The organism is Eubacterium pyruvativorans, from assembly GCF_900102225.1.
GTDB lineage: Bacteria > Bacillota > Clostridia > Peptostreptococcales > Anaerovoracaceae > Aminicella > Aminicella pyruvativorans.
On sequence record NZ_FNBF01000022.1, the window covers coordinates 1 to 25,033 of the forward strand.

A 25,033-nucleotide genomic window follows, 5' to 3' on the forward strand; every position below is an offset into this window, starting at 1 on the left:
TATGAGAAAAAATGGTTGCGGAGGGAGGACTTGAACCTCCGGCCTCCGGGTTATGAGCCCGACGAGCTACCAACTGCTCTACCCCGCGATAATGAGATTGTCCAGACCCAAGTAATCAGATCATGCCGGTGACCGGGGTCGAACCGGTACGGTCGATCAGGACCGCAGGATTTTAAGTCCTGTGCGTCTGCCAATTCCGCCACACCGGCAGGAAAAAAATTGGCTCCGAAGGTGGGGCTCGAACCCACAGCCTACCGGTTAACAGCCGGTTGCTCCACCATTGAGCTACTTCGGAATACAATCTTGTGTTTCCGGTACCTTCCGGATACCGACAACGTAGTTAATACTACATCATTTCATACACTCTGTCAACGGTTTTTTTCGGAGAATGCTGCGATGGGCCCGGGACGACGGATTTCGTCGGATTTCGTCGAATCTCATCACCCCCGTAATCCTCCCGGGCCAGGACCCAAAAATTCATCAGGACAGTGTCTGCCCTCTCTCCCGGCGCCGGAGCTCCCGGTCTTCCTCCTGATTCCGCCGCACCACGCCGATCTTCGCATGGTACTTCTCGGACTTTGCCTGTTCTCCTGCCGCCAGATACAGCTCTTCCAGCTGCTCCATGGCTTCCGTGTTACTCGGTGAATACTGCAGTACCCGGAGGAAACAGCGGATCGCCTGATCCCCGTCCCCCAGTCCCCGGTACGCCGTCCCCAGATAGTACCAGAGGGGCCACCAGGTGTTGAAACGCTCATCTTCTTCGTAGCGGCTCAGGATCTCGATGCCGGACTCGAACCGGCCGCTCAGAACACAGTTCGTTCCCTCCTCAATCTTCAGCGGTTCCTCCAGCTTCTCCTGCAGCTTGGCAACTTCCGCCCGCAGCTCCCCGTGTTCCGACAGCCGCAGGAAGGAATCGAAGGTCAGCTTCGTCTTCATATATAGCCCCAGGTTCAGGTAGGCATACCCCAGATAGTAGTATCCCATGTCGTCCTCCGGCGCCATCATAGTATACTGCTCGAAACACTTCAGCGCCTCCGCCTTGAACCGGCCGACGAAGTCTTCCTCCCGGTCCTCTGCGGAAGAATAGGCGTCATGACAGGCCCTGCCGTAACAGAACACCGCATCCGGGAAAGACGGGTCCACCAGAATCGCCGCCCGGAACAGAATGCAGGCGGACAGATAATCCTCCTTCTTCGCATAATCCGCTCCCTGACTTACCAGCGGTTTGGCGAAATCCTTTCCGAACGTCTTCTCGATATAGGCCAGGTAATTGTCCCGGTACTGGAACGACGGGTCACAGCCGATGACAAAAGCCATATTCGAAGCCAGCATCAACGTAGACGCAGACCGGGATGCCAGGTCCTCCCGGTGAAACGGAACCGGAACGCCGGTCATGATCTCCTGAACCCCGGCCTTCTGAAGATAAGACGCCGAAAACTCATCGAAAATATAGTCCTTCAGCTTCGGTGTCAGATAATCCTTCAGCCTGTCCTGTTCCCGTAATTCCTGATTCAGTGCCATATACTCTCCTTCGTTTTTGTCACAGCCGCCGGAGCCATTCCTCCTTCAGCATGCCCTGATGGTGCATGACGGTCTCCAGCTCCGCCAGCATCCGGTCCCGGTCCTCCGGCAGATTCCCCGCCAGGGAATAATAATTCGACGCATGGTTGCTGCGGAAGACCGTGGTCTTCGTCGGGTTGGCATTCTCCAGCATGAGATAGGTCTCGGCGATGACTTCCTCCGGGGACAAAAGCTCCATCTCGCCCCGTTCGATCTCCTGTGTAATCGGTGCCCGGGGATCCAGCATCAGCGTCAGAAGCGCCGCATAGGACGCATTCATTTCGCTGATCATGGTTCCGGTCTGGATCGCATGATCCCGCCAGCCCGCCTTCCCGGCCAGTCCGCTGATAAATGTGACGGAAGCCTGAATACCGCTGGCTTCAATCCGCTGCACCGCTTCAATCAGCTCCGCCCGGGTGGAACCCTTGTTGACATGCCGGAGCACCTCGTCGCTGCCGGACTCCGCCCCGATATAGATCATTTTCACACCGTGCTCGAACAGCTCCCGGAGTTCGGCATCGGTCTTGTGCCGCACGTCGATTGCGTTGCCATATACGTTCACCCGCCGGCATTCCGGGAACAGCGCCCGGATCCGGTCCAGGATCACCAGCAGCTTCCGGTTCGACAGGCAGAGGGCGTCCCCGTCACAGAGGAACATCTTCTCCACCCGGCGGTACCGCTTCCGGGCATCTTCCAGGTCTTCCAATACTTCTTCCACCGGCCGGACCCGGAACTGCTTGTCCTTGAACATACTGCAAAAAGTACAGCTGTTATGGGTACAGCCGATGGTCACCTGCACCAGCAGGCTCCACGCCTCGCTGGGCGGACGGTAAATATCTCCTTCGTAACGCATTACATTCTCTCCGGTGCCTTAACGGCCAGCAGTGCCAGACCGTTCTTCAGGGTATTCTTTGCCGCAAGGGTCAGCGCCACTTTCGCATTCTTCTCCGCCTCGTCATCCACCAGGATATGCTCATCGTGATAGAACTTGTTATACGCCTGGGCAACGTCGATGATGTGACGGGTCACAATGGACGGCTCGTATTTCTGTGCTGCCTCCTTCACCACCGCCGGGTACGCCTCGATCAGGCGAACCAGATCATAGGCGCTGTCCGAAGTCAGGTAGGAAAGATCCAGGGATGCCGGATCGGAAGCCGCCTTCAGCGTTTCCTCTCCCGCCTTCCGGAGCACGCTGCAGCAGCGGGCGTGGGTGTACTGTACATACGGGCCGGTCTCCCCGTCGAAATTCAGAACCTGGTCCCACTTGAAGACATAGTCCTTGATCCGGCTGTTGGACAGTTCGTTGAACATGACAGCTCCGATGCCCACTTCCTTCGCCACTTCGTCGATGCGGTCCTTCGGAGCGTCCGGATTCTTCTCCAGAATGATTTCCTTCGTTTTCTCCACGGCCTTGTTCAGCACGTCTTCCAGGAAGACCACTCTTCCCTTCCGGGTGGACAGGGTGCCTTCCTCCAGTGCAACCATGCCGAACGGGACGTGGACGCAGTCTTTCGCCCATTCATATCCCATGAGCTCCAGCACCTTGAACAGCTGGCGGAAGTACAGGGTCTGCTGGGAGGCGACGACGTAAATGTTCTTATAGAAATCGTAGTGTTCCTTCCGGTATACTGCGGTTGCGATGTCCCGGGTGCAGTACAGGGAGGTGCCGTCGGATTTCTGAATCAGGGCCGGCGGCAGATCGAACTGGTCCAGATTCACCACCATGGCGCCCTGGGATTCCTTCAGCAGTCCCTTCTGCTTCAGATCCTCGATGTGGCGCGGCATCATGTCGGAATACATGCTCTCCCCGTCATACGCATCGAATTCAATACCCATCATGTCGTATACCCGGTTGAACTCCCGGAGGGACAGGTCGGAGAACCACTTCCAGAGACGGATCTCATCCTCCCCGCCGTGCTCCAGATCATAGAATGTTTTCCGGGCTTCCTCGTTCAGTTCCGGATCCTTCTCGGCTTCCACATGGAACTTCGTGTAGTAGCTCAGCAGGGTGCGGATCGGGTCTCTCTGCACATCCTCGTCATTGCCCCAGTGACGGTAGGCGCAGATCATCTTTCCGAACTGAGTGCCGTAGTCCCCCAGATGGTTGGTGCGGACCACATTGTATCCCAGGGAATCGTAAATCTTGTAAATCGAGTAGCCGATGACCGTGGTGCGGATATGGCCGATGTGGAACGGCTTCGCAATGTTCGGGGAGGAGAAATCGATGACAATGGTCTTTCCGTTTCCCTCGTCACTAAAGCCGAAATGCTCCGCATCCAGCGCCGCCTCCAGAGCCGGCCGGATCACCTGCTCCCGGGACATGAACATGTTCACATATGCGTTCACCTGTTCCACCTTGGCGAACATGCCGGCACCGCTGATCGCTTCCGCAATGTCTGCTGCGATCATCTGCGGTGCTTTCCGGTAGGTCTTCGCCAGACGGAAGCACGGGAACGCATAATCTCCCATTTCCTTGTTCTGCGGAATTTCGATCATGCTGCGGATCTCCTCCCGGGAAAGTCCCTCCACATGCTCTGCGATCAGCGCTGCGATATCACCCTTGAAATCTGCCATTCTTCATTCTCCTTCTGTCTGTAACTCTGTCACTTCAGTTCCTGTATTCTCTATTTCTATTTCTGTTCCTGTCCGTCGCTCCGGTCCAGATCCTCCTCTGTGCAGACCGGCACACCGATCTCCAGGAGCATCTTCACGAAACAGCCGTCTCCCGGAACGGTCTGTCCCGTGAAACTGCCGTCATAGATTTCCCGGACACCGCAGGACGGGCTCCTGGCCTTCAGGATCGCACCTTCCAGCGGTTCCCGCATCTCCCGGGCGGCCTCCCGCACCCTTTCCATGGATATTTCCGCACCCCGGAGGAACGCTTCGGTGAGATCCTGCCCGCTCCGGTCCAGAATTCTGCCTTCCTTCCACTCCGCCGGCTCCCGGGGAACCGGCAGAGCCGCCGCAGTCTCCGGACAGACCACCACATGAGGGTGCTTCGACGCAAAACGACACACCGCCTCATTCCGGTTATCGCCGCCGTTATACTTACAATGATTGCCTAACAGGCATCCGCTGATAATATACATAGTTTCCGGTCTTCTTCCTGCCTACTCCCGCTTCAACGTCACAACGGTGACACCTTCACCGCCTTCATTATATGCGCCGGGCCGGAACGCCGCAACATGCTTGTTGGTCTTCAGATTCTTCCGGATCTCCGCCTTCAGCACGCCGGTGCCCCGTCCGTGGATGAGGGTGACCTCCCGGAGGCCCCCCAGATACGCATCGTCCAGATACTTCTCCACATCCATTCTGGCGTCATCTCCGTTCTCTCCCCGCACATCCAGCGTGGATTTCACGTTCATGGCCTTCCGGCGGATGGAGCCGCCCGCACTCCTGCGGGCAGAAACGGTCTTCTTCCGGTTGGCCTGCTTCGACCCGTCGTTCAGCAGCATGACATCCCCGGCCTTCACCTTCATCTTCAGAATGCCGACCTGTACCTGCATTTCGCCATCTCCGTCCGGCAGAGACAGAATCGTGCCGTTCTGGTTGAGGGACAAAACCCGGACGGTATCCCCGGCCGCCAGCTGGGAGATATCCACCGGTTCGCTGTTCACCCGTTTTACGATGTGCTCCGCATATTTTTCTTCCTTCTCCCGGAGTTTCCGACTGGATCTGGCCATTTCCCGGTTCCGCTCCCCCAGATTCCGGTTCTTCTGAATCCGGTTGAGATCCCGCTGCACCTCCCGGGCCGTCTGCCGGGCGTCCTTCAGAATCATCCGGGCTTCCCGCTTCGCCTCCCGGAGAATCTGCTCCTTCTCCTTCTCCAGCCTCGCCTTCTCGACGTCGAACTGCTCCTTCTCCTGCCGCATGGAAGCGTTCACGGCTTCCGCCTCACCCCGCTCCCGGGCTGCCGCCATCCGGTCTTCACTGATCTCTGAGATCAGATCTTCGAATTCCGCATCCCCCCGTTCGATGAGTTCATCCGCCCGCTGAATGATCCGGCGGGGAAGACCCAGCTTCTTCGAGATCTCGAAAGCATTGGATTTTCCCGGGATTCCCATCATGAGCCGGTAGGTCGGACTCAGGGTTTCCACATCGAACTCCATGGAGGCATTCTCCACCTGATCGGCGGAAAGGGCGTATTTCTTCACCTCGTTATAGTGAGTCGTGGCGCAGATCCAGGCTCCCCGGGCCTTCAGTTCCTCCAGAACCGAAATCGCCAGGGCGGCGCCTTCCGTCGGATCCGTTCCGCCTCCCAGCTCATCCAGCAGCACCAGCGTCCGGTCGTCCGCCTTCCGGACGATGAACACGATGTTCTTCATGTGGGAGGAGAAGGTGGACAGATTCTGTTCAATGCTCTGCTCATCCCCGATATCTGCGAAGATATACTGGTACACCGGAACACGGCTCTCGGAGGATGCGGGAATCCGCAGCCCCGCCTGGGCCATCAGAGACAGCAGTCCCATGGTCTTCAGCGTCAGCGTCTTGCCGCCGGTATTCGGTCCTGTGATCACCAGCGTGTGGTAATCCCGGCCCAGAGAGACCGTGATCGGCACCGCCTTCTTCGGGTCCAGCAGCGGATGCCGGGCATCCTTCAGTTCCAGCACGTGCTGATCATCCAGTTTCGGCTCCTCCGCATCCATGCGCTGGGAAAGTTTCCCCTTCGCCATGATGAAATCCAGTTCCGTCAGCAGCTCCTGGTTATTGTTCAGGTCGTGAAACGCTTCACTGACCCCGGCCGAAAGCTCCGCCAGAATCCGGGCCATCTCTTCCTTCTCCTGGGACTCCAGTTCCCGGAGATGGTTATTCATGTCAATGATGACCTGCGGTTCGATGAACAGGGTGCCGCCGCCCCGGGAAGTGTCATGAACAATGCCCGGAAACTTCCCCTTGTGTTCACTCTTCACCGGAATCACATACCGGCCGTCCCGCATGGTCACAATGGAGTCCTGGAGATAAGAACTGTTGGTCTGACTGGAAACCATCCGCTCCAGCCGGGACCGCACTGCCTCATTCTCCAGCACGATGCTGCGCCGGATCCGGGACAGCTCCCGGGAAGCATTGTCCGCCATCTCATCCTCTGTCAGGATGCAGCGCTCGATCTCCCCTGTTAGCTTTTCGTGGGGCACCAGAAGATCCGTCAGTGCCCGGATACGAGGCAGTTCCGGCAGATCCCCCTTCATGAATGTCTTCGTCCGCTCCGCAATCTTCAGATCCTGCTTCACTTCCAGCAATTCCTTCATGCTCAGGGTTCCGCCCTTTCGCGCCAGACTCACCGGCCGTCGGATGTCCCGGACCCCTGCCGTCGGAAGCGGTCCCTTATGGACAATAAGGTCAACCGCTTCCGTGGTTGACCTTAGGTTCTCCGATATTTCTCTGGGATCAGCGGACGGTTCCAGCTTTCCGGCCATTTCAGCGGACAGTTCCGAACCGGTCTCGTTCACCAGCATTTCGATTATTCTGTTGTATTCCAGTATTTCCAGTGCTTTCTTGTTCATGGGTTCCGTATTTCCCGCTACTTGTTCAATTTCTCCAGTTCACTCTTCAGCTGGATATTCTCCATCTGCAGGTCGAAAACCGAGTTTTCGTACTCGGTACACCGCTTCTCCAGATCAGCGTACTTCCCGTGCTCCTCACTCTGCTCCTTCTGCAATTTCTCCGCCAGCTCCTTCGCCTGAATATAGGACTTCTTCGATTCCTCCAGCATTTTCACATAATGCGCATTGTCCCGCTCTGTCTGCTTATTCGCAATCCGCAGGCTTTCGATCTGGCTCAGGGAATCGAAATACTCCTCTGCAATATTCAGCGCTGTCAGTGTGGGCACAGAACCGGTCTGTCCTGTCAGCTTCGAGATCAGCCGCATCTTGTTATCAACATACTGTGCGATCTTCAGGATTTCATCTTCCGGCTTGTCTCCGGAAATATTGTATTCCTGACCGAAAATCTTAACCTTCACGCTATCCCCCATTACTGTGCCGTTACGCACTCTGCCGCTGCTATTTCCGAACCGCTTCGTACATCAGAATCCCCGCCGCCACAGAAGCATTCAGAGATTCCAGCTGCCCTCCCATGGGAATCGAAACCCGGAGGTCGGCGGCTTCGATCAGCTCCGGATCACAGCCGTTGCCTTCATTCCCGATCACCAGGGCGATATCCCGGGACAGATCCGCCTCATAGTACTGCAGATGATCCCGGATACTGGTCACCGCCAGCTTCTTTCCGCAGCCTCTGACCAGTTCCGCCATCTCTTTCCATGTATCCGTCATCAGAATCGGCATCCGGAAAATCGCTCCCGCAGCGGCCCGGACCACTTTCGGCGAAAACACATCCGCCGTTCCGCGGATCACCAGCACCGCCTCATATCCGGCACCCTCCGCTGTGCGGATGATTGTCCCAATATTTCCCGGATCCTGCAGCCGGTCCAGCACTACCAGATTGCCTCCCGGCCGGTCGAGGGCGGACAGACTCTCCCCGGCCTGATCCGGTTTCCGGATCACCGCCAGGATCCCCTGACTGGACTCCGTGGGCGCCGCCGCATCGAACAGTTTCCCGTCGAACACATAGACGGATCCCGCCGGAAATTCCTCCAGCGCCTCGCTGAGGAAGCCGGATCCTTCCCGCATCACCAGATCCAGAATGTCCGCATGCTGCCGGATCGCCTCCCGCACCAGGTTTTCCCCTTCCACCAGATACCGGCCCTCCCGGTCCCGGTACTTCTTCTGGTGCAGCCGGAGAATATCTGTGTATACGCGATTATTCTTCGAGGTGACTCTGATGATCCGTCCCATCCGTATCTGTCTCCCGTAAATATAGAAGCCGGTCACTTCCGGCCGGCTTCATCCTCTGTTCTCGATTAATTGTTATTCAGGAATTTCGGAATGTCGAACTTCGAATCGGAAGGCTTCTCGTCTCTGGTATCCTTGAAAATTTCCTCCAGGGTCACCTCGGTTCCTACCAGCCCGTTCTCTGTCACATGACGCTTCCTGCCGTCCGAAGGAGGAATGCTGTAACCCACTGATTCTTTCTCCAGGCCGGAGGACCCGAAGCCGGTGGCGATCACCGTGATCCGGATCTCATCCTTCATCTCTTCGCTGACAGAAGCACCGAAGATCAGGATCGCATCCTCTGCAGCCTGCTCCTCTACCTGATTGGCGATGTCGCTGACTTCCATCATGCCCAGATCATATCCGCCGGAGACATACAGCAGAATCGCCTTCGCGCCGGAGATCTTCGTCTCCAGCAGCGGGCTCTCGATGGCTGCATGAACAGCATCCTTCGCCCGGTCTTCGCCCTTTCCGTAACCGATACCCATATGGGCAATACCCCGGTCGGTCATGACGCTTCTGACATCGGCGAAGTCCACATTGATCAGTGCTTCCTCGGAGATCAGATCGGAGATGCCCTGCACACCCTGACGCAGAACATCGTCCGCCATGGCGAATGCATCCAGCAGAGAAGTGTTCTTCTCACTGTTCTCAATCAGCTTGTCATTCGGAATGACCACCAGCGAATCCACATACTTCTTCAGGAAATTCAATCCCTGTTCCGCCTGGGACATCCGCTTGCGTCCTTCGAAGGAGAACGGCTTCGTGACAACGCCCACGGTGAGGATACCCATATCCTTCGCTGCCTTCGCAATGATCGGCGCCGCACCGGTACCGGTGCCGCCGCCCATACCGGCGGTGATGAACACCATATCGCTGCCTTCGATCAATGCCACGATATCATCCAGCGTTTCCTCTGCGGAATGCTGACCGACTTCCGGATTGCCGCCGGCGCCCAGACCTCTCGTCAGCTTCTCGCCGATCTGGACCTTCGTCTCCGCATTGGACTTCTTCAGTGCCTGCTGGTCGGTATTCACTGCGATATAATCCACACCCGCCAGATTCGTCTCTATCATTCGATTGACAGCGTTGCAGCCGCCGCCGCCCACGCCGATTACCTTCAGAACAGCTGAGTTCAGCTTTTCTTCCTCAAATTGCAACATTCGCCTGCCTCCTTGGAATCCATAATATAGAGTATTTTATCATACTCCCGTTGTCTTTGCATCAGTTCTTCTGAAAAAAACTTGCACCGCCGCTTCGAATTCACCGGCGCACACCTCCGCCGCCGGATTACACTTCCGGAGAGAAGGAGATATAATTTTCTTCCCCCACACTCAGTGTTCCTCTGCGGATTCCGCCCCGGAACAGCTTGCTGACCACCTTCTGCAGGTCGCCGTTATCAATGACGTTTTTCAGCTGCCTCGGACTTCCCTTCACCAGCAGCGTATCCGTCACATGCCCCCGGACCATGACGCTGGACGCATCGATCTGCTTGAAGTAGAAATTCCCCTTCCGTGTGGAGGCAAGCATGTCCAGCGTCTGATCCAGCATAGAGGTTTCTTCCACGCCGATCTTCTTTCCCACATCCATCCGGGTCAGATGAAATCCCTGAATCAGCGTGATCTCCGGCTTCACATCTGTCTTCCGCAGAACCAGACCGTTTCCGTCCACCACGATATAGCTGGCGCCGTACAGGAACGCCGCTGTCTGCTTTCGCTCGGTCACCTGAATCACCATCGTAGAAGGCAGCTTCCGTTTCACCTTCACCTCGGTGAAATACGGATTCGCCAGCAGACGGCTGCGGATATTCTTCACATTATCCCGGCGGAAGATGTTCACACCCGTGGCGGCATTGGAAATATTCACGACCTCCTGATCCGAGTAGTAGTGATTCCCTGTCACCTCATACTTCTGAACATCAAACACACTGGACATGAGAAATCCCGCAGCTCCCAGAAAAACCGCCAGAACCACGGCGAACCGCAGCATATAATGCTTCTTGTGATGCTGCTTCCGCTTCCGCGGGATATCATTGAATCCGTATTCATCCCGGCCGCCGGACTCTTCCCTGTTGGAATCGCCAGAGAAATCCCCATTCTCCCATTCCACTCCCGGGATGTCATCATAGCAGGATGTCCGGTACACTCCGTTTTCGTCCATGGTGCCCGGATACTCTGCATAGGAATAGTCCACCGAATGGTAGAACGTATCTGCCGGATCCGCCGCGCCGAAGGTCCGGGTCTCCCGGCTCAGTTCCTCCCGGAATGTCCCGCCTTCCGAATCCGACCGGACATCGTTCCCCAGGCCCTCCATGACCCGGGTGCGCCGAAGGTCCGGATCTCCCGGAAGATCAGCCGGACGATCATTCGGGAAGTCATCCGGAAAACCGTCCCGGTATGCATCTTCCTGATGCAGCGTTTCTCTATTGAATTCTCCGGTCCGGCTGTCTGTCATATTCGTCCTTCCTACTTTCCGGCACCATCCAGGCGTGCCCGGATATTTTCGTACACAATCCCGGTGGCGTTTCTCGGCGCCGCCTCATAGGCTGCCTTCTCCATCTTCCGGAGTTCCTCCGGATGCTCCATGAACCGGTCAATGGCGCTCAGCAGTCCCTCCATGGTGAGATCCTTCTCTTCCGTCAGAATGGCACCTCCGGAATCGGCCACCGCTTTCGCATTGTAATACTGGTGATTCCCGGTGACATTCGGGGACGGAATCAGAATCGCCGCCCGTCCGCAGACACAGGTCTCCGCCACGGAGAGCGCTCCGGACCGGCTGATGATCAGATCTGCAGCGCCCAGATAGTCCTCCATGTTATTGATATAGGACTCAATGCGGACGTTGTCCTCCACCCGGAGTCCCGTACTTTTCACCTGTTCCATGACTTCGTCATAGTGCAGCGGGCCGGTGGCAAAAAGCAATGTGACCCCCGGCCGCCCGTTCAGCTGCTTCATCAGGTCATACACCACTTCGCAGATATGATTGGCCCCCTGGCTCCCGGCGAAGGAGAAGACGACGAAATCGTCCTGGGGAATTCCCAGTTTCTCCCGGGATGCCGCCCGGTCGATATGAAAGAAACAGTCCCGCACCGGATTACCGGTGACAACCAGTTTGTCTTTGTCCTTGAAATACTCCGCAGCGGCACCGAACCCCAGGAACACCCGGTCCGCAAACCGCTCCAGACTCCGGTTGGCCTTCCCCGGGAAGGCATTCTGCTCGTGAACATAGCATTTCGCACCGTACTTGTGGCCGGCGTACATCACCGGAAAACAGACATATCCCCCGGTGCCGATCACCACATCCGGCCGGAATTCTTTCATGATCTTCAGGGATTTCCTGACTCCTTTCCGCACCGCTGCGGCGGTCTTCAGGATTTCCACCGGCTGTTTCCGGAACCACCGGGCATCCACAATGCGGAAGTCATAGCCCGCTGCCGGGACAATCTTCTTCTCCAGACCGTGGTCGTTGCCGATATAGAGGATTTCCGAATCCGGTTCCATTTGTTTTATCTTTTCTCCGATGGCCAGGGCCGGGTAGATATGTCCGCCGGTCCCGCCGCCTGTGAGGATTACTCTCATACTCTGAATGCCTTCTTTCTGATGGATTGAATCGAATGACTGAACCTTTCGGCCCCGGACCTCGCCGGTTTCTCCGGACCGGTCTGGGATGCTGCGTTCTGACGGGAGATGTTCAGGGTGATGCCCACCATTCCCAGCAGAATGAGCACCGAGTTGCCGCCGTAGCTGATGAACGGAAGGGCCACACCGGTCGGCGGCATGGAGGAGGTGACAACGCCTACGTTGAAGACCACCTGAAGGCCGATCATGACGGCCAGACCGCCTGCCAGCAGCATGCCGTAATTATCGTCACAAAGCAGCGCAATCCGGCAGAGACGCCAGATCAGCAGCAGGAAAACCAGCAGGAGAATGAGAACGCCAATCAGTCCCAGCTCCTCGCCGATCACCGCCAGAATGAAATCATTCTGGGGCTCCGGCAGATACAGGTTCTTCTGGATACTCTGTCCCAGTCCCCTTCCGGTCAGGCCGCCGGTTCCCAGGGCCAGAAGCGACTGCACCACCTGGAATCCGTCTCCCTTCGCCGAGGCGAAAGGATCCAGGAAGGAGGTGACCCGCCGCCCCCAGTAGGTCCCGGTGAAGCGGAGCATCATGACCCCTCCTGTGCCGAGAACCGCCAGTCCAGCCAGAATCCTGGCACTGAATCCGTCCAGGAAAGCCATGCCGGCGATGATCCCCACCACAGTGATTGCGGTGGACATATTCGGCTGAAGCATGATCGGACCGGCCATCAGAATGGCGATGACCGCCAGTCCTCCCACCCCTTTCTTGGTATGCCCGCGGCTCATGTCGGCGGACAGATACGCCGCAGCCAGGAAAATAGCCGCTGCTTTCGCAAACTCTCCCGGCATGAGACTGATCGGACCCAGACGGATCCAGCGGGTGGCACCGCCCACCGTGGTTCCCACATGGGGCACCTTCACCAGCAGCAGTGCCAGAAAGGTGACTCCGCCGATGAGATAGGTAAACTTCTTCCACTTCCTGTAATCCACATAGGAGAACAGATACATCAGGATGAACCCGCCCACCACGAAGATCGTCTGCTTTCTCAGGTAGACAAAGGGCGATCCGTCTGTGTTCAGAGACTTGTAATAGCTGGCGCTGAAGATCATCACCACGCCGAAGATGGCCAGAATCGCAGTCAGTACAATGGTGGGAAAGTCCGCATACCAGTGCATACGGCGGTACATGCTTCGGTCTCTCCGGTAATTCCTGATATGTTCCCTGGGACTGATCCTCCGTTTTTTTCTACGGCTGCTCTGCATTAACGTTCCAACTCCTTCACCAGTTCCTTGAAGTGTCTTCCTCTCTGTTCGAAGTTGTCATACATATCCCAGCTGGCGCACGCTGGAGAGAGAACCACGTTGTCCCCCGGTGCCGCAATGGATGCCGCTGTACGGACGCACTCGCTCATATCTTTACAGAGCTGATAATCCCGGAATCCCAGTTTGTCACAGGATTCCCGGATCATGCCGGCATCCCGCCCCATAAGCAGGAGCTTCTTCACCCTGCCCGGGAACTCTTTCACCAGACAGTCGAAATTCTGTCCCTTTGCATCCCCGCCGGCGATCAGAATGATATTCTCTCCGATTCCTCTGACCGCAGTGATGGAGGCATCGGTATTCGTTCCCTTGGAATCGTTGTAATACCGCACGCCGTCGATATTCGCACAGTACTCCAGACGATGCTCCACGCCCTTGAATGCCCTGACGGTGTCTGCGATGACCTTCCCGTCAATGCCGCTGAACCAGGCCAGAGCCGCAGCAGCCAGCACGTTTTCCACATTGTGGCCGCCCGGAATCTGGATTTCATCTGTTCCGCAGATATCCGTGAGATTCCCTTCCGAATCCTTCATCGTGATCCGGCCGTCCTTCACGAAAGCACCGCACGGCACTTCCTCCGTCCGGCTGAACCAGGCGATCTTCGCCCGGCATCTCTTCGCCAGTTTCCGGCAGGTCTCATCGTTATAGTTTGTCACGAACCAGCTGTCTTCCCGCTGATTGGCAAAAATCTTCGCCTTGGCATTCGCATAATTCTCGAAGGTGTGGTGACGGTTCAGATGGTCCGGAGACAGGTTCAGAATCGCAGAGATCTTCGGGGTGAAATATTTCGTGGTCTCCAGCTGGAAACTGCTGCATTCCGTCACCAGCCAGTCCCCTTCTTCAGACTGGGCCGCTTCTGTGGCCACGGCAACACCGATGTTGCCCCCCACGAAGGTCTTCCGTCCGCTGTTTTCGAAGATTTCACCAGTCAGCGTGGTAGTGGTGGTTTTCCCATTCGTGCCGGTGATCGCCACATAATCCCCCTTCGCGATGCGGTACGCCAGTTCCAGTTCCCCGGTGATTTCGGCCCCCTTCTCCTTCGCCTCCTGGACAAACGGCAGCTCCGGGCTGACACCCGGGCTCAGAATGACAATGTCGAATGCACCAGGGTCCTCCGGCGTCCGGTCCAGACAGAACTGAACCCCCTTCCGGCGGTAGATGCTGAGCAGCCCCTTGTCAATTTCACTCTCCCGCTTGGAATCCTGTACCGTAACGAATGCGCCCAGTTGGGACATGACTCCCGCCGCAGCAATGCCGGATTTTCCGAAACCGACGATCAGTACATTCTTTCTTCTTACATTATCCAGATTCGTTTTCATTTCCTTCGCCTCCCGTATATCAGCCGATTTTCGTGATGCCCCAGGCGACCAGACAGAAGAGAACTGTCATTCCCCAGAACATGCGGACTACGTTTACTTCGCTCATTCCGCCCAGCTCGAAGTGATGATGAATCGGTGCCATGCGGAAAATTCTCTTTCCATGTGTTTTCTTGAAATACAGTACCTGCAGAATAACCGATCCGGATTCCATGACGAATACAAATCCGGCAAACGGAATCAGGAAGGTTCCCTTCGTCAGAACCACCGCAGCCGTCAGTCCGGCGCCCAGCGCCAGAGATCCGGTATCTCCCATGAAGATCTTCGCCGGATGATGGTTGAAAATCAGGAAACCGATGCACCCCCCGGCCATGGCTCCGCAGTAGATCGAACTGGTTTTCGCTGCGAACCAGATGCTCACCGCCGCAAAGAACAGGGATACAATAGCGGTGACCCCGGCGCACAGGCCGTCCAGTCCGTCGGTCAGATTCACGCTGTTGGTCATGGCCACCATGACGAACACAACAAACGGAATGTACCAGATGCCGAAGTTCACATCCCGGTTCAGGAACGGAATCCACACATCAGACCCCAGATCCGTCACATGCATGACGTACAGGGACAGGAGCACAGAGAACAGGATCTGCAGCAGCAGTTTCTGATAGGCCCTGAGACCCAGGTTATGCTTCTTCGCCACCTTGATGAAATCATCCAGAAATCCGATCAGCCCGAACAGTGCGCCGGAAACGATGATGATCACCATGTCCACCATGTTGCCGCCGCCGAAGGCACACCCTGCCAGACCTGCCACTGTGATGCCGCCGTACAGCGCAATGCCGCCCATTGTAGGCGTTCCCTGTTTCGAAAGGTGGGACTGAGGCCCCTCTTCCCGGATGTACTGTCCGAACTGCTTCTTCTTCAGGATCGGAATCTCAATCCAGGTGAATATTCCCGCTGCTGCCACACCGATGATCAGTGTGATCAGAATTGTGATCAGATCTGCCATTTCCATACTACTGTAACTCCCTCTGTACTAACGCTTCTTCTCTGTGCTGTTTCCTGTAATATCCGGACCGGATAACACTTCCGGCTCTACTGATTTTCTGTTCCCACAATGGCATCCGCCACCTGCCCGAGGCGTGCCGTGTTGGACGCTTTCGTCAGAATAACATCTCCTTCCCGGAGCAGCTCCGGCAGGCGGGCGATTACGTCCTCATTGGTGGCGAACCAGAGCGCTTCCCCCTTTCCGGTCCCCGAAGCCCCTTCATAGATCGGCTTCGCCTCTTCCGACACGGCGATCAGGAGATCCACGCCTGCCTCCGCCGCATATTCGCCCACTTCCGCATGGAACCTTGGCGCATCCGGCCCCAGCTCTCCCATCCGGCCCAGAATGGCAATGTGCCGGGACGCCTTCGTGGCCATGAGTGTGTCCACCGCTGCCTTCATGGATGCCGGTGCCGCATTGTAGGAATCATCCAGCACAGTCATACCGTTCCCCTTCCGGAACAGCATTCTCTTTCCGGTGAGCAGCGTCATCTTCTCCAGACCCCGCTTCGCCTCTTCCAGTGTCACACCCATGGCAGCCCCTGCGCCGATAGCCAGCGCCGCATTCAGTGCATTGTGCCTTCCCGGAATCCGGAGCCGGATCTCCTCCTGCTCCGAACCATGGCAGATGGTGAAACGGATCCCCTCTTCACCGAAATCTTCCACGTCCCGGACCTGATAATCCCACGGTCCCTCTGCTCCCCCGGTCACGATGCGGAAATTCCCCTTCTCCTCCCGGATCCGGTCCGCATCCAGCATATCATTATCCGCATTGATCACCAGTGTATCACTCTCCCGGAAGAAATCAACGATCTCCAGTTTCGCCTTCCGGATGTTCTCACGGCTTCCCAGAATCTCCAGATGGGAGATCCCCACATTGGTGATGACCGCCACTTCCGGCCGGGCCAGATCGCTGAGCAGATGAATATCCCCGGCGCCGCCCATGCCTTCTTCCAGCACAACCACTTCCATGCTGCTGTCAAACTGGGTGATCGCCAGCGGCATACCAATCAGACTGTTATGATTCTTGCTGGCACTGCCGGTACGATACTTCTCCTTCAGGATATGGTAAATCATATCCCTGGTGGTAGTCTTCCCCACACTGCCTGTGACGCCGACCCGGCGCACATCGATGGCATCCAGATACCACTTTCCGATCTGCTGCATCGCCTTCACGGCATCCGGTATCAGCACGACGCAGGCGTCCGTTCCTTCCGGACAGGCGTCCTCCTCCGTGACGAGAATCCCGCGGACGCCGCTCTCAATCACCTGGGGAACGAACCGGTGCGCATCCACCCGCTCTCCCACAATGGCCACAAACAGATCGCCCGGTTTCACTGTCCGGGAGTCGATGTCCATGCCTGTGACCGTCACCGAAGGATCTCCCGCCAGCAGTCTGCCGCCGGTAATCTCTATGATCTTCTGCATACTGGTTCTTTCCATATTGCTGCTTCCTTTCCTCCGGCGCCCGGAAGGGCGCCCCGGCGGGGCTCATCCCAGGCCCGCCCTATTTCCGATAGATCACGACAGTTGATTTTTTGTTCACAACCTTCCCCGCCTTCGGGTATTGGTCTTTCACCCGGAATTCCTTCGTACTTTCCGTTTTCGGAGAGATCTCACAGTTCAGGCCCGCCTTCTGGATCGCCTGCATTGCCGCAGAAGATTTCATTCCCGTGACATTCGGCACCTGGGCCAGTCCGTCGCTCAGAGAGCTCTTCTCAGAGGAACTGTAGGACGGCTCCACTTCCAGGTACGGCAGCGCCCGTTTCAGGAACTGGCGGGCCACCGGCGCCGCCACCATGTTGCCGTATTTCTGTCCCTGCGGGGTATCCACTACCACCAGAACAGTGAGTTTCGGATTATCCATCGGCGCCATGCCGATGAAGGAGGACCAGGTATTCGAAGAATATCCTCCGTTCGCCGCCTTGTTCGCCGTTCCGGTCTTTCCGCCGATCTTGTATCCTGCGATCTTCGCATTGCCGCCGCCGCCCTTGGACACCTCGAATTCCATGATGTCCCGCATCTCCGCAGAGGTTTTCTCCGAGATCACCTGGCGAACCCGTTTCGTCGGGAACCGTTTCACCACCTTCCCTTTCGAATCGGTCAGGCTCTTCACGATTCTCGGCTGCATCAGATTCCCGCCGTTGCCCACGGCGCTCACCGCCGTGATCAGCTGCATCGGCGTCACGGCAATGCCCTGACCGTATCCCATGGTGGCCAGGTCCACATTGGTCAGACCCTTCTGGGACTTGATGATGGCGGAAGTCTCCGCCGGCAGCGCCACATGGGTCATATCGGTGATGCCGAACATTTCCAGGTAATTATAGTAACGTTTCTTTCCCAGTTTCAGAGCCATCTCCACGTGGGCCGGGTTGCAGGAGTTCCCCACTGCCTCTTTCATGGATTCTGCCCCGTGTCCGCCGGTCTGCCAGCAGTGGAGAACCGTGCCGTCCACATTGACATAACCCGGGCAGTAGAACCGGGTCGTCGGCGTGACGATGCCGTCTTCCAGCGCAGAGGAGGCCGTCAGCAGCTTGAACGTGGACCCCGGCTCGTACAGATCGCTGACAATCGGATTCTTCCACATCTCACTGAGATAGGCAGACTGCTTCTCTGCCGAAAGCTTCTCGAACTGTTTCCGCTCCGCCTCGGTTTCCGGCTGGGTGGCGTCATTCGGGTCGAAGGTCGGCCTCGTGACCATGGCCAGGATATCTCCGGTCTTCGGCTCCATCACTATGCACATGATCTTCTTCGCCCGGGTTTTCTTCAACCCAGCCTTCACGGCCTCCTCAGCGTAATGCTGCAGCACGCTGTTGATCGTCAGCGTGACATTATATCCATCCTTTGCGCTGAAATATTCCTTGTCTCCGTTCGCCAGACCATTGCCGTTCAGATCCGTCTCCTTCACCACCCGGCCGGATACACCGCTCAGGTACTGGTCGAACTGGGCCTCCACACCGGTGCGCCCCACATTGTCATCCGACACACTGCCCAGCAGCTTGGATGCCATATCTCCCATGGGATAGTAGCGTTTCGTTCCCTTCGAAACTTCCAGACCGGTGATGTGGAGATTCGCCACCTTGTCCCGCTGGGATTTCTCCAGGTACCGGGCGACCTGCACCAGCGCCTTGTCCGCCTTCATGTCCTTCTCGACTTCTGAGGCACTCATGTTCAGAATCACCGCCAGCTTCTTACTCAGTTCGCTGATCCTGGCATCCTTGTAATTCTTCCTGATCTCCGCCGGACGGACCCAGACCGAATAGCAGGTGGCGCTGGTGGCCAGCACCTTTCCGTCCGAATCGTAGATGGTTCCCCGCTTCGCCTCAATGGGAATGTCGGACGTCTGCTGGTTCACCGCCTTCTCCCGGTAGGCATCCGCCTTCACGATCTGAATCCAGGCCGTGCGGAATGCCAGAAGGACGAATGCCAGTGCAAACAGCAGAAATACCACCACCACCCGATACCGATATCTGTCGGAGACGCCTCTGGGTTTCTTCAATGTAAGGACCCCCTGTTCCTGATACAAAACGGGCCGGACGTAAATGAATCATGTCATCCATCCGGCCAATCATCTTCTGTTCCTTCTTCTCGCCCGGGTCACCGCCCGCCGATCCGCCTAATCATACGCTTCCTCCCGGATCACCGCCGCCAGATTCCGCTGGCAGCTGTCCTTCGACGTAATATAAACGCACTGATCCGCCGTGGGATGCACCATGCCCAGTTCCGTTCTCGCCACCTTCTCGATGTGCTCGATGTTATTATAGGACTTGATCTTCACACTCAGCGTATCCACTTCCCCCTGCAGTGCCTCATTCTTCGTGGTCAGCTGATTGTTCTCATGCTTCAGTTCCGCCGCAAATGCTGCGAAAACAATCATAATAATCATGATCAGTCCCACGCAGGTAATCATCGCCAGTACTCTTCTCTTCTGGTTGGCCTTCATCTAAGTAACTCCGCTTCCATATCTCTCACATCATACTACAGTTGACTGTTTCGCGCCACATTCGCTTGGCTGTGCCGGAAGTTTCTCCAGCACCCGCAGCTTCGCACTCCGGGCTCTCGGATTCTGTTCGACTTCCTCCTCTGCCGGCAGAATCGGTTTCCGGGTGATCCGCTTCACGTCCCCCACCTTTCCGCACACACAGACCGGCAGTTCCGGGGGACAGGTGCATGGATTCTCCCGCTTCTGGAATCCTGTCTTCACGATCCGGTCCTCCAGGGAATGGAAGGTGATGATACACAGCCTTCCTCCCGGCGCCAGAACGTCACAAAAAGAATCCACCGCCCGCTCAAGCTGACCCAGTTCGTCGTTCACCTCAATCCGGATCGCCTGAAACGTCCGCTTCGCCGGGTGCGGCCCGTTCCGCCGGGCCTTGGCCGGCACCGCCGCCTTGATCACATCCACCAGTTCCCCGGTGGTACGGATCGGCGCCTCTTTCCGCTTCTGAACGATGAAAGAGGCGATGCGGGACGCCCATCGCTCCTCGCCGTACTTCCGGATGATCTCCGTCAGCTCCTTCTGATCATAATCGTTCACCACGTCGTAAGCGGTGAACCGGTCATCCCGGTTCATCCGCATATCCAGTGGTGCATCATGCATGTATGAAAAACCCCTTTTCGCATTATCGAGCTGAAAGGACGAAACCCCCAGGTCCAGAAGTGCGCCGTCGATTGCCGGGATCCCTTCCTGTTTCAGAACATCCGCAATATCCGCATAATTGCTCTGGACGAATATCTTCCGGCACGGATAGGGCCGAAGCCGCTCCGAAGCCGCATCCAGCGCATCCTGATCCCGGTCGATGCCGATCAGCAGTCCCCTCTCCGACAGCCTGCTGCAAATCTCCGAGGAATGCCCTGCGCCTCCCAGCGTTCCGTCCACGTAGATGCCCTCCGGCCGGATATTCAAATTTTCGATACACTCCTCCAGGAGGACCGGTGTGTGACGGAATTCCATCTGTATCTCCTTAGAAATTATACTTCTTCAGTGCAGCAGCAAAATCCTCTCCATCCATGGTGCCGGCATTCTCCGGTGTCTCCCAGATCTCCCGGCTCCAGATTTCGATCCGCTTCATGACGCCCATGGTGACCAGTTCCTTCTCAATCCCGGCGTAGCGAATCAATTCCGGCGGAATGATGATTCTGCCCTGCTTGTCAAACTCCCGCTTCCGGGCATTCGCATAGGTATAGCGGATGAACATCCGCACCGACTCGTCCGATTCCGGCAGCCGGCTGATCTTCTCCATCTGCTGATTCCACTCTTCCATGGAATAGATGGTCAGACAGCGGTCGATGCTGCGGGTGATGACACATTCATAACCCAGCTCTTCCCGAAACTCCGACGGAACAATCATCCGGTTCTTCGCGTCTATGGAATTGTAGTATGTGCCCATAAACATGAACGAAAACCCCCGGTGTGTCTTCAGCAGAGTACAGTACACCTAATGATGCCATTGTACACCACCCTCCACCACTTTTCAACATCTTAGCACCCCACACTCCACCCCGCTCCACATCCTTTCCACCCTCGTCCCGGGACAAAAAGAAGTCCGGAGCCACTACATATAGTGGCTCCGGACCTTATCCGTTCCAATATCTCGTTGTTCCCCTCGCCCGGCAATCGGATCACTCCGCTGCCGGTACGAAAAAGTATACATGAAAAAACATGATTCCGTTTCTCCCGTTCCCCACCGGCGCCTCCGCCGGCCGCAGAACGATTATTTTTTGACCTTTCCTCACTACCGGAAAAGATTATGCTCCTTCGTCCGCCCCGGATACCGCACCTTGCGGCCCTTCCTGCCGCGGCCGCCGCCCCTTCCGGAGCCGCCGCCGAAGATCTTCACCAGCAGAATAATCAGCAGAATCAGCACGCAGACAGCGATCACGATCACCGCCAGGATCACGCCGGTCATGCGGTTCGCCCCCTTCATCAGGTGGCTCGGGAGGATGCTGTTATCATAATTCACCCGTCCGTCCGCCTTGGTGTAGGACGCCGGCAGACCCTTGCTGCCGTAGGACTCCAGCTGAGAAGACACCGCCGCCCAGGCCCTCAGCGTCGTGCCGGAACGCCGGAGATTATTCACCCGGTCCACCCGCCGGCCGTTCCGGTCCCGGAGAACCACACTCAGAGCAGAGCTGCTCTTCTCGGACAGCTTCTGCACCGCACTCAGGGTATCCCGGTCGGTGACCACCAGATAACGCTGGCTGCCCTTCACATCCGCCTTGTCAGACAGCTTCATGTCATAGACCCGGTTTCCGGTGAGCCGGTGCGGGTTATAGGTGTAGGACACACCGCCGAAGTAGAGACCCTGTCCGTCGCCGGCCTTCGCCATGCTGGATGCCAGCTCCGCCAGACTCTTCAGGCTGCTTCCCTCCACATAGAAACTGACCAGCGGATTGCCCGCCACGCCGTCATAGGATTTCTCTCCGGACAGCATGGTGGAAACCTCCGACATGCCGATCTTCCCCGCCGGCAGGTCTCCCTTCACCGCATCGGAAGAAAGCAATGCCACATCAGCCCGTACGCCGTGCTTCGCAGCGAACCTGAGATAAGAATCCGTGATCAGGTCAGACAGACCCGTGTCTGTCTTCGATGTGCCCAGTTCTTTCGCCGTTCCCGGCGCCTTGTCAGCTGTGGTCAGCACATCCGTATAACTAAAACCATATTCCGAACGGAAAGCCTGCTTGGCCTTGCTCCGGAAGGAGGAAACCTTCGATGCGGCAGCGGCATCCTTCCCGCTTCCGGAAGAAATCCGATTCACCCGGAACGAACGGTACTTCGTCTTCCACTTCGACCCGTCCGCCTTCACGCCAAAGGTAAGTGTTCCGATCTGTCCGGAGTCTCTGGATACCTGAACGATGCGGGTACTCCCCTGTTTCTCCGGGGCAGAGGAACTTACGCTGCCGCCGGCAGCGATCACGTCAATACCGCTGACAGCGGATGCGATCTGTTTCTCCATATCCAGGGAATCCGAATTGCCGTGATCCGTGACACAGACAATCAGCGCAGCGTCACCGTTCTCCTTCCGGACCTTCTTCACGATCCGCTTCGCCGTGTTCACCGGATCGCTGACCGAAATCCCCTCCACCTTGCCGGCAGCGGCAGGGGAAATGAGGTTGAACACAGCCACCTTCACGCCGTACTTCGCCAGCAGAACATATCCGTCCCCCGCTCCGTGGGCGGTCAGGGCGTTCTTCAGCGACTTTCCGCCGTTCACGTTCGACGCAGTGAGATACGGCACCACATCCCCGGACTTCGCCGCAGTATTCAGCATACCGGCGAGTCCCTTTCCACCTTCCGACAGTTCAGTGGCACCTATCGCTGCATAGTCGTATCCGGCCTGTCCCAGGATCCGGAGCGCCGGCGCCTGGGAAGTGAAGATCGAATCATACGGCGCCGCCATGGCGCTGTTGCCGGTATCCAGTGTGAATGACAGCGGATACTGGTTCGCAGCATTCCCCACGTATTTCGCAATGCCCGGCACCAGATCCATACTGCCGGCATTTCCGCCGGTAATCCGGAGCACCAGACTTTCCTTGTCCTTCTGCTTCGCCTTTCCGTTCACATAATAGTATGGTGACAGGGCGGAGAGGCTGTAATTCGCCATATTCACCGGGTGGTTCACCCGGCTCTGGGCCGAAGTTCCGGCCGCCGCCGTCCCGGAAACGGTGCTCACCCCGGTCCGGTACCGGCTGTAATAACTGTTATATCCCGTGTATGGCGCCGCAGACACAGCATACGGTATGCTCATGGTAACCGCCATTACGGCAGCCAGGAGCAACACTCTGATTTTCTTCATAACCGTTCCACTCTCCCATCCCTTAATGATCTGTACGTACGGCCGCATCCGCCGCAATCAGGTTCTCCAGCAGCACATTCGTTTTCCGCACACCCAGCAGTGCCTCGACGTTCGTCTGTCCGTTGATCTCCGTCCGGAAAGCGAACAGTTCTTCCGCCCGGGGATCCTTCCCCATTTCGGGATCCGCAGCAGTCATCGTGATCTTCAGGTCCGACCCCAGAGGCGCTTCTTTCATAAACCGGATGTTAATCGATGTGACTTCCTTTCCTTCAACGCCCGGGATGTACCGCCACACAAGGTTCGGATAATTGGTGTTATTCATGTGTCGGTTCATATCCACATCGCTGTAATAGATATGGGCGCTGCCTGCCTCTGTGAAGTTCATCTTCTTCGGAAAATGAAATTTCAGCGGAATATTCATGTCGATCAGTTTACCGCTTTCATACTGAGAGAAGTCCACATCCCCCGTGGTCAGCAGCTTCTTCGTCCGGTAATCCACCACCGCCCATTCACTGTAAGCCCGGGCACACACTTCACCGTCCCGCAGCACATCCCAGCACCGGCGGAGCGTCGCCCGCTTCGGCGGGCAGGTCCAGGTTCTGACCGTGAACCGGTCATACTGATGCAGCTGTTTCTCAATCTCCACACTGATCCGGATCAGCACCAGCGTCTTCCCCTCATCCAGAAGTTCGAAATAGGACGGCTTCCTGTCCCGCATCTGGTGATTTCCGGTTTCCTGCAAATATCGTATCAGGTAGGACGGCTCGATGTGATTGTTCAGATCTACATCGTGGCTCGTCACTTCATATTCGGCAGTATATGCCATTTCTGAAACCCCTTCCATGATATCCCCTCATCTTTATATTCCCGTTTCCCGACAAAGCACCGCAGTACCCGGCCGGAAAATCATCTTCATGCATACAGATGATTATACCACAACCGTATCCGGAATTGAAACCGGTAATCTGTTTCCAAAAACAGGAACTGCCCGCGGCTTCCGCCGCAGGCAGTTCCCACCATTGTGTATTGTGTCGGACCGACCGTCCGGGATCATGGCTACTCCACGCAGGCCCTTCCCCTGGAAACAGCCTCCAGGTTCATCGGAACCAGTTTCGCCTTCCGTCCCGTGAACATGTTCTCGATCATCTCTGTCACCGTTTCCGGCTTGAGAATTTTCGTCGCTTCCACATAAGCACCAACCATGACCATATTCGCCACTTTCTTGTTGCCCAGCTCTTCAGCGATTTCGTCACACGGTACGTAGATCGCTTTCACGTCCGTTCTCTTCACTTTCCGCTCTACAACGGAGCTGTTGACGAAAATGATTCCGCCCGGCTCCACTGCGTCTTCGAACTTGTCCAGCGAAGGCAGATTCATGGCAATCAGCTCTGTCGGATGCAGGAACGTCGGTGAACCCACCGGTTTGTCGGACAGCACCACTTCACAGTTCGCCGTACCGCCTCTCATCTCCGGTCCGTAAGACGGCGCCCAGGTAACTTCCATGCCTTCCGCCATACCGGCCTCTACCAGAGACTTTCCGATGGACAGTGCACCCTGTCCGCCGAATCCTGCGCAGCATATCTGTTTCTTCAT

21 protein-coding genes and 3 tRNA genes are annotated in these 25,033 nt (G+C 56.8%); all 24 read right to left on the reverse strand.

What is annotated here, in order from left to right; translation table 11 throughout:
- Positions 1 to 12: 12 nt before the first annotated feature.
- Positions 13 to 88: transfer RNA gene (locus tag BLQ24_RS07625), tRNA-Met, on the reverse strand.
- A 35-nt stretch (positions 89 to 123) separates the two neighbouring features.
- Positions 124 to 209, reverse strand: a tRNA-Leu gene (locus tag BLQ24_RS07630).
- Between the two features lie 11 nt (positions 210 to 220).
- A tRNA-Asn gene (locus tag BLQ24_RS07635) sits at positions 221 to 295 on the reverse strand.
- Positions 296 to 480: 185 nt separating this feature from the next.
- On the reverse strand, positions 481 to 1,521 hold the full coding sequence (locus tag BLQ24_RS07640; RefSeq protein ID WP_090164317.1) for a tetratricopeptide repeat protein: 1,041 nt from the start codon (positions 1,519 to 1,521) through the stop codon (positions 481 to 483).
- Between the two features lie 19 nt (positions 1,522 to 1,540).
- Positions 1,541 to 2,413, reverse strand: a complete 873-nt coding sequence (locus tag BLQ24_RS07645; protein ID WP_090164319.1) for a radical SAM protein — start codon at positions 2,411 to 2,413, stop codon at positions 1,541 to 1,543.
- Entirely contained in the window at positions 2,413 to 4,134 is a 1,722-nt protein-coding gene (argS, locus tag BLQ24_RS07650) for an arginine--tRNA ligase (RefSeq protein WP_090164321.1), read from the reverse strand. The genes BLQ24_RS07645 and argS overlap by 1 nt, the downstream gene beginning before the upstream one ends.
- 56 nt (positions 4,135 to 4,190) lie before the next feature.
- Positions 4,191 to 4,649: a 2-thiouracil desulfurase family protein gene (locus BLQ24_RS07655; RefSeq protein WP_090164323.1), complete on the reverse strand. Its 459-nt coding sequence runs from the start codon at positions 4,647 to 4,649 to the stop codon at positions 4,191 to 4,193.
- Positions 4,650 to 4,670: 21 nt separating this feature from the next.
- The gene (locus BLQ24_RS07660) at positions 4,671 to 7,061 is read right to left on the reverse strand and encodes an endonuclease MutS2 (RefSeq protein ID WP_090164325.1); all 2,391 of its coding nucleotides are present in this window, start codon (positions 7,059 to 7,061) and stop codon (positions 4,671 to 4,673) included.
- A 17-nt stretch (positions 7,062 to 7,078) separates the two neighbouring features.
- The gene (locus BLQ24_RS07665; protein ID WP_163427404.1) at positions 7,079 to 7,519 is read right to left on the reverse strand and encodes a cell division protein ZapA; all 441 of its coding nucleotides are present in this window, start codon (positions 7,517 to 7,519) and stop codon (positions 7,079 to 7,081) included.
- Between the two features lie 40 nt (positions 7,520 to 7,559).
- Positions 7,560 to 8,351, reverse strand: coding sequence for a TrmH family RNA methyltransferase (locus BLQ24_RS07670; RefSeq protein ID WP_090164329.1), 792 nt, complete (start codon positions 8,349 to 8,351; stop codon positions 7,560 to 7,562).
- Between the two features lie 65 nt (positions 8,352 to 8,416).
- Positions 8,417 to 9,550, reverse strand: a complete 1,134-nt coding sequence (gene ftsZ, locus BLQ24_RS07675) for a cell division protein FtsZ (RefSeq protein ID WP_090164330.1) — start codon at positions 9,548 to 9,550, stop codon at positions 8,417 to 8,419.
- A 127-nt stretch (positions 9,551 to 9,677) separates the two neighbouring features.
- The gene (locus tag BLQ24_RS07680) at positions 9,678 to 10,841 is read right to left on the reverse strand and encodes a cell division protein FtsQ/DivIB (protein ID WP_090164332.1); all 1,164 of its coding nucleotides are present in this window, start codon (positions 10,839 to 10,841) and stop codon (positions 9,678 to 9,680) included.
- An 11-nt stretch (positions 10,842 to 10,852) separates the two neighbouring features.
- Positions 10,853 to 11,965, reverse strand: a complete 1,113-nt coding sequence (murG, locus tag BLQ24_RS07685) for an undecaprenyldiphospho-muramoylpentapeptide beta-N-acetylglucosaminyltransferase (RefSeq protein ID WP_090164334.1) — start codon at positions 11,963 to 11,965, stop codon at positions 10,853 to 10,855.
- Positions 11,962 to 13,152, reverse strand: a complete 1,191-nt coding sequence (ftsW, locus tag BLQ24_RS07690) for a putative lipid II flippase FtsW (RefSeq protein WP_090164336.1) — start codon at positions 13,150 to 13,152, stop codon at positions 11,962 to 11,964. The genes murG and ftsW overlap by 4 nt, the downstream gene beginning before the upstream one ends.
- 74 nt (positions 13,153 to 13,226) lie before the next feature.
- On the reverse strand, positions 13,227 to 14,603 hold the full coding sequence (murD, locus tag BLQ24_RS07695; protein ID WP_090164338.1) for a UDP-N-acetylmuramoyl-L-alanine--D-glutamate ligase: 1,377 nt from the start codon (positions 14,601 to 14,603) through the stop codon (positions 13,227 to 13,229).
- Positions 14,604 to 14,622: 19 nt separating this feature from the next.
- The gene (gene mraY, locus BLQ24_RS07700) at positions 14,623 to 15,612 is read right to left on the reverse strand and encodes a phospho-N-acetylmuramoyl-pentapeptide-transferase (protein WP_242869617.1); all 990 of its coding nucleotides are present in this window, start codon (positions 15,610 to 15,612) and stop codon (positions 14,623 to 14,625) included.
- A gap of 80 nt (positions 15,613 to 15,692) precedes the next feature.
- Positions 15,693 to 17,087 (reverse strand): UDP-N-acetylmuramoyl-tripeptide--D-alanyl-D-alanine ligase, encoded by a 1,395-nt coding sequence (locus BLQ24_RS07705; protein WP_090164340.1) that lies wholly within the window; start codon positions 17,085 to 17,087, stop codon positions 15,693 to 15,695.
- Between the two features lie 64 nt (positions 17,088 to 17,151).
- Complete coding sequence (locus tag BLQ24_RS07710) at positions 17,152 to 19,143, reverse strand: penicillin-binding transpeptidase domain-containing protein (protein WP_143004276.1); 1,992 nt, start codon at positions 19,141 to 19,143, stop codon at positions 17,152 to 17,154.
- A gap of 117 nt (positions 19,144 to 19,260) precedes the next feature.
- On the reverse strand, positions 19,261 to 19,587 hold the full coding sequence (locus tag BLQ24_RS07715; RefSeq protein ID WP_090164344.1) for an FtsB family cell division protein: 327 nt from the start codon (positions 19,585 to 19,587) through the stop codon (positions 19,261 to 19,263).
- Between the two features lie 30 nt (positions 19,588 to 19,617).
- Complete coding sequence (rsmH, locus tag BLQ24_RS07720) at positions 19,618 to 20,598, reverse strand: 16S rRNA (cytosine(1402)-N(4))-methyltransferase RsmH (protein ID WP_090164346.1); 981 nt, start codon at positions 20,596 to 20,598, stop codon at positions 19,618 to 19,620.
- 10 nt (positions 20,599 to 20,608) lie between these two features.
- Complete coding sequence (gene mraZ, locus BLQ24_RS07725; RefSeq protein WP_090164374.1) at positions 20,609 to 21,040, reverse strand: division/cell wall cluster transcriptional repressor MraZ; 432 nt, start codon at positions 21,038 to 21,040, stop codon at positions 20,609 to 20,611.
- Positions 21,041 to 21,379: 339 nt separating this feature from the next.
- Positions 21,380 to 23,440 carry a 5'-nucleotidase C-terminal domain-containing protein gene (locus BLQ24_RS07730; protein WP_163427369.1) on the reverse strand — a complete coding sequence of 687 codons (2,061 nt, stop codon included), beginning with the start codon at positions 23,438 to 23,440 and terminating at the stop codon, positions 21,380 to 21,382.
- Positions 23,441 to 23,462: 22 nt separating this feature from the next.
- Complete coding sequence (locus BLQ24_RS07735; protein ID WP_090164350.1) at positions 23,463 to 24,284, reverse strand: acyl-[acyl-carrier-protein] thioesterase; 822 nt, start codon at positions 24,282 to 24,284, stop codon at positions 23,463 to 23,465.
- A 212-nt stretch (positions 24,285 to 24,496) separates the two neighbouring features.
- On the reverse strand, positions 24,497 to 25,033 hold the full coding sequence (locus BLQ24_RS07740; protein WP_090164352.1) for a 2-oxoacid:acceptor oxidoreductase family protein: 537 nt from the start codon (positions 25,031 to 25,033) through the stop codon (positions 24,497 to 24,499).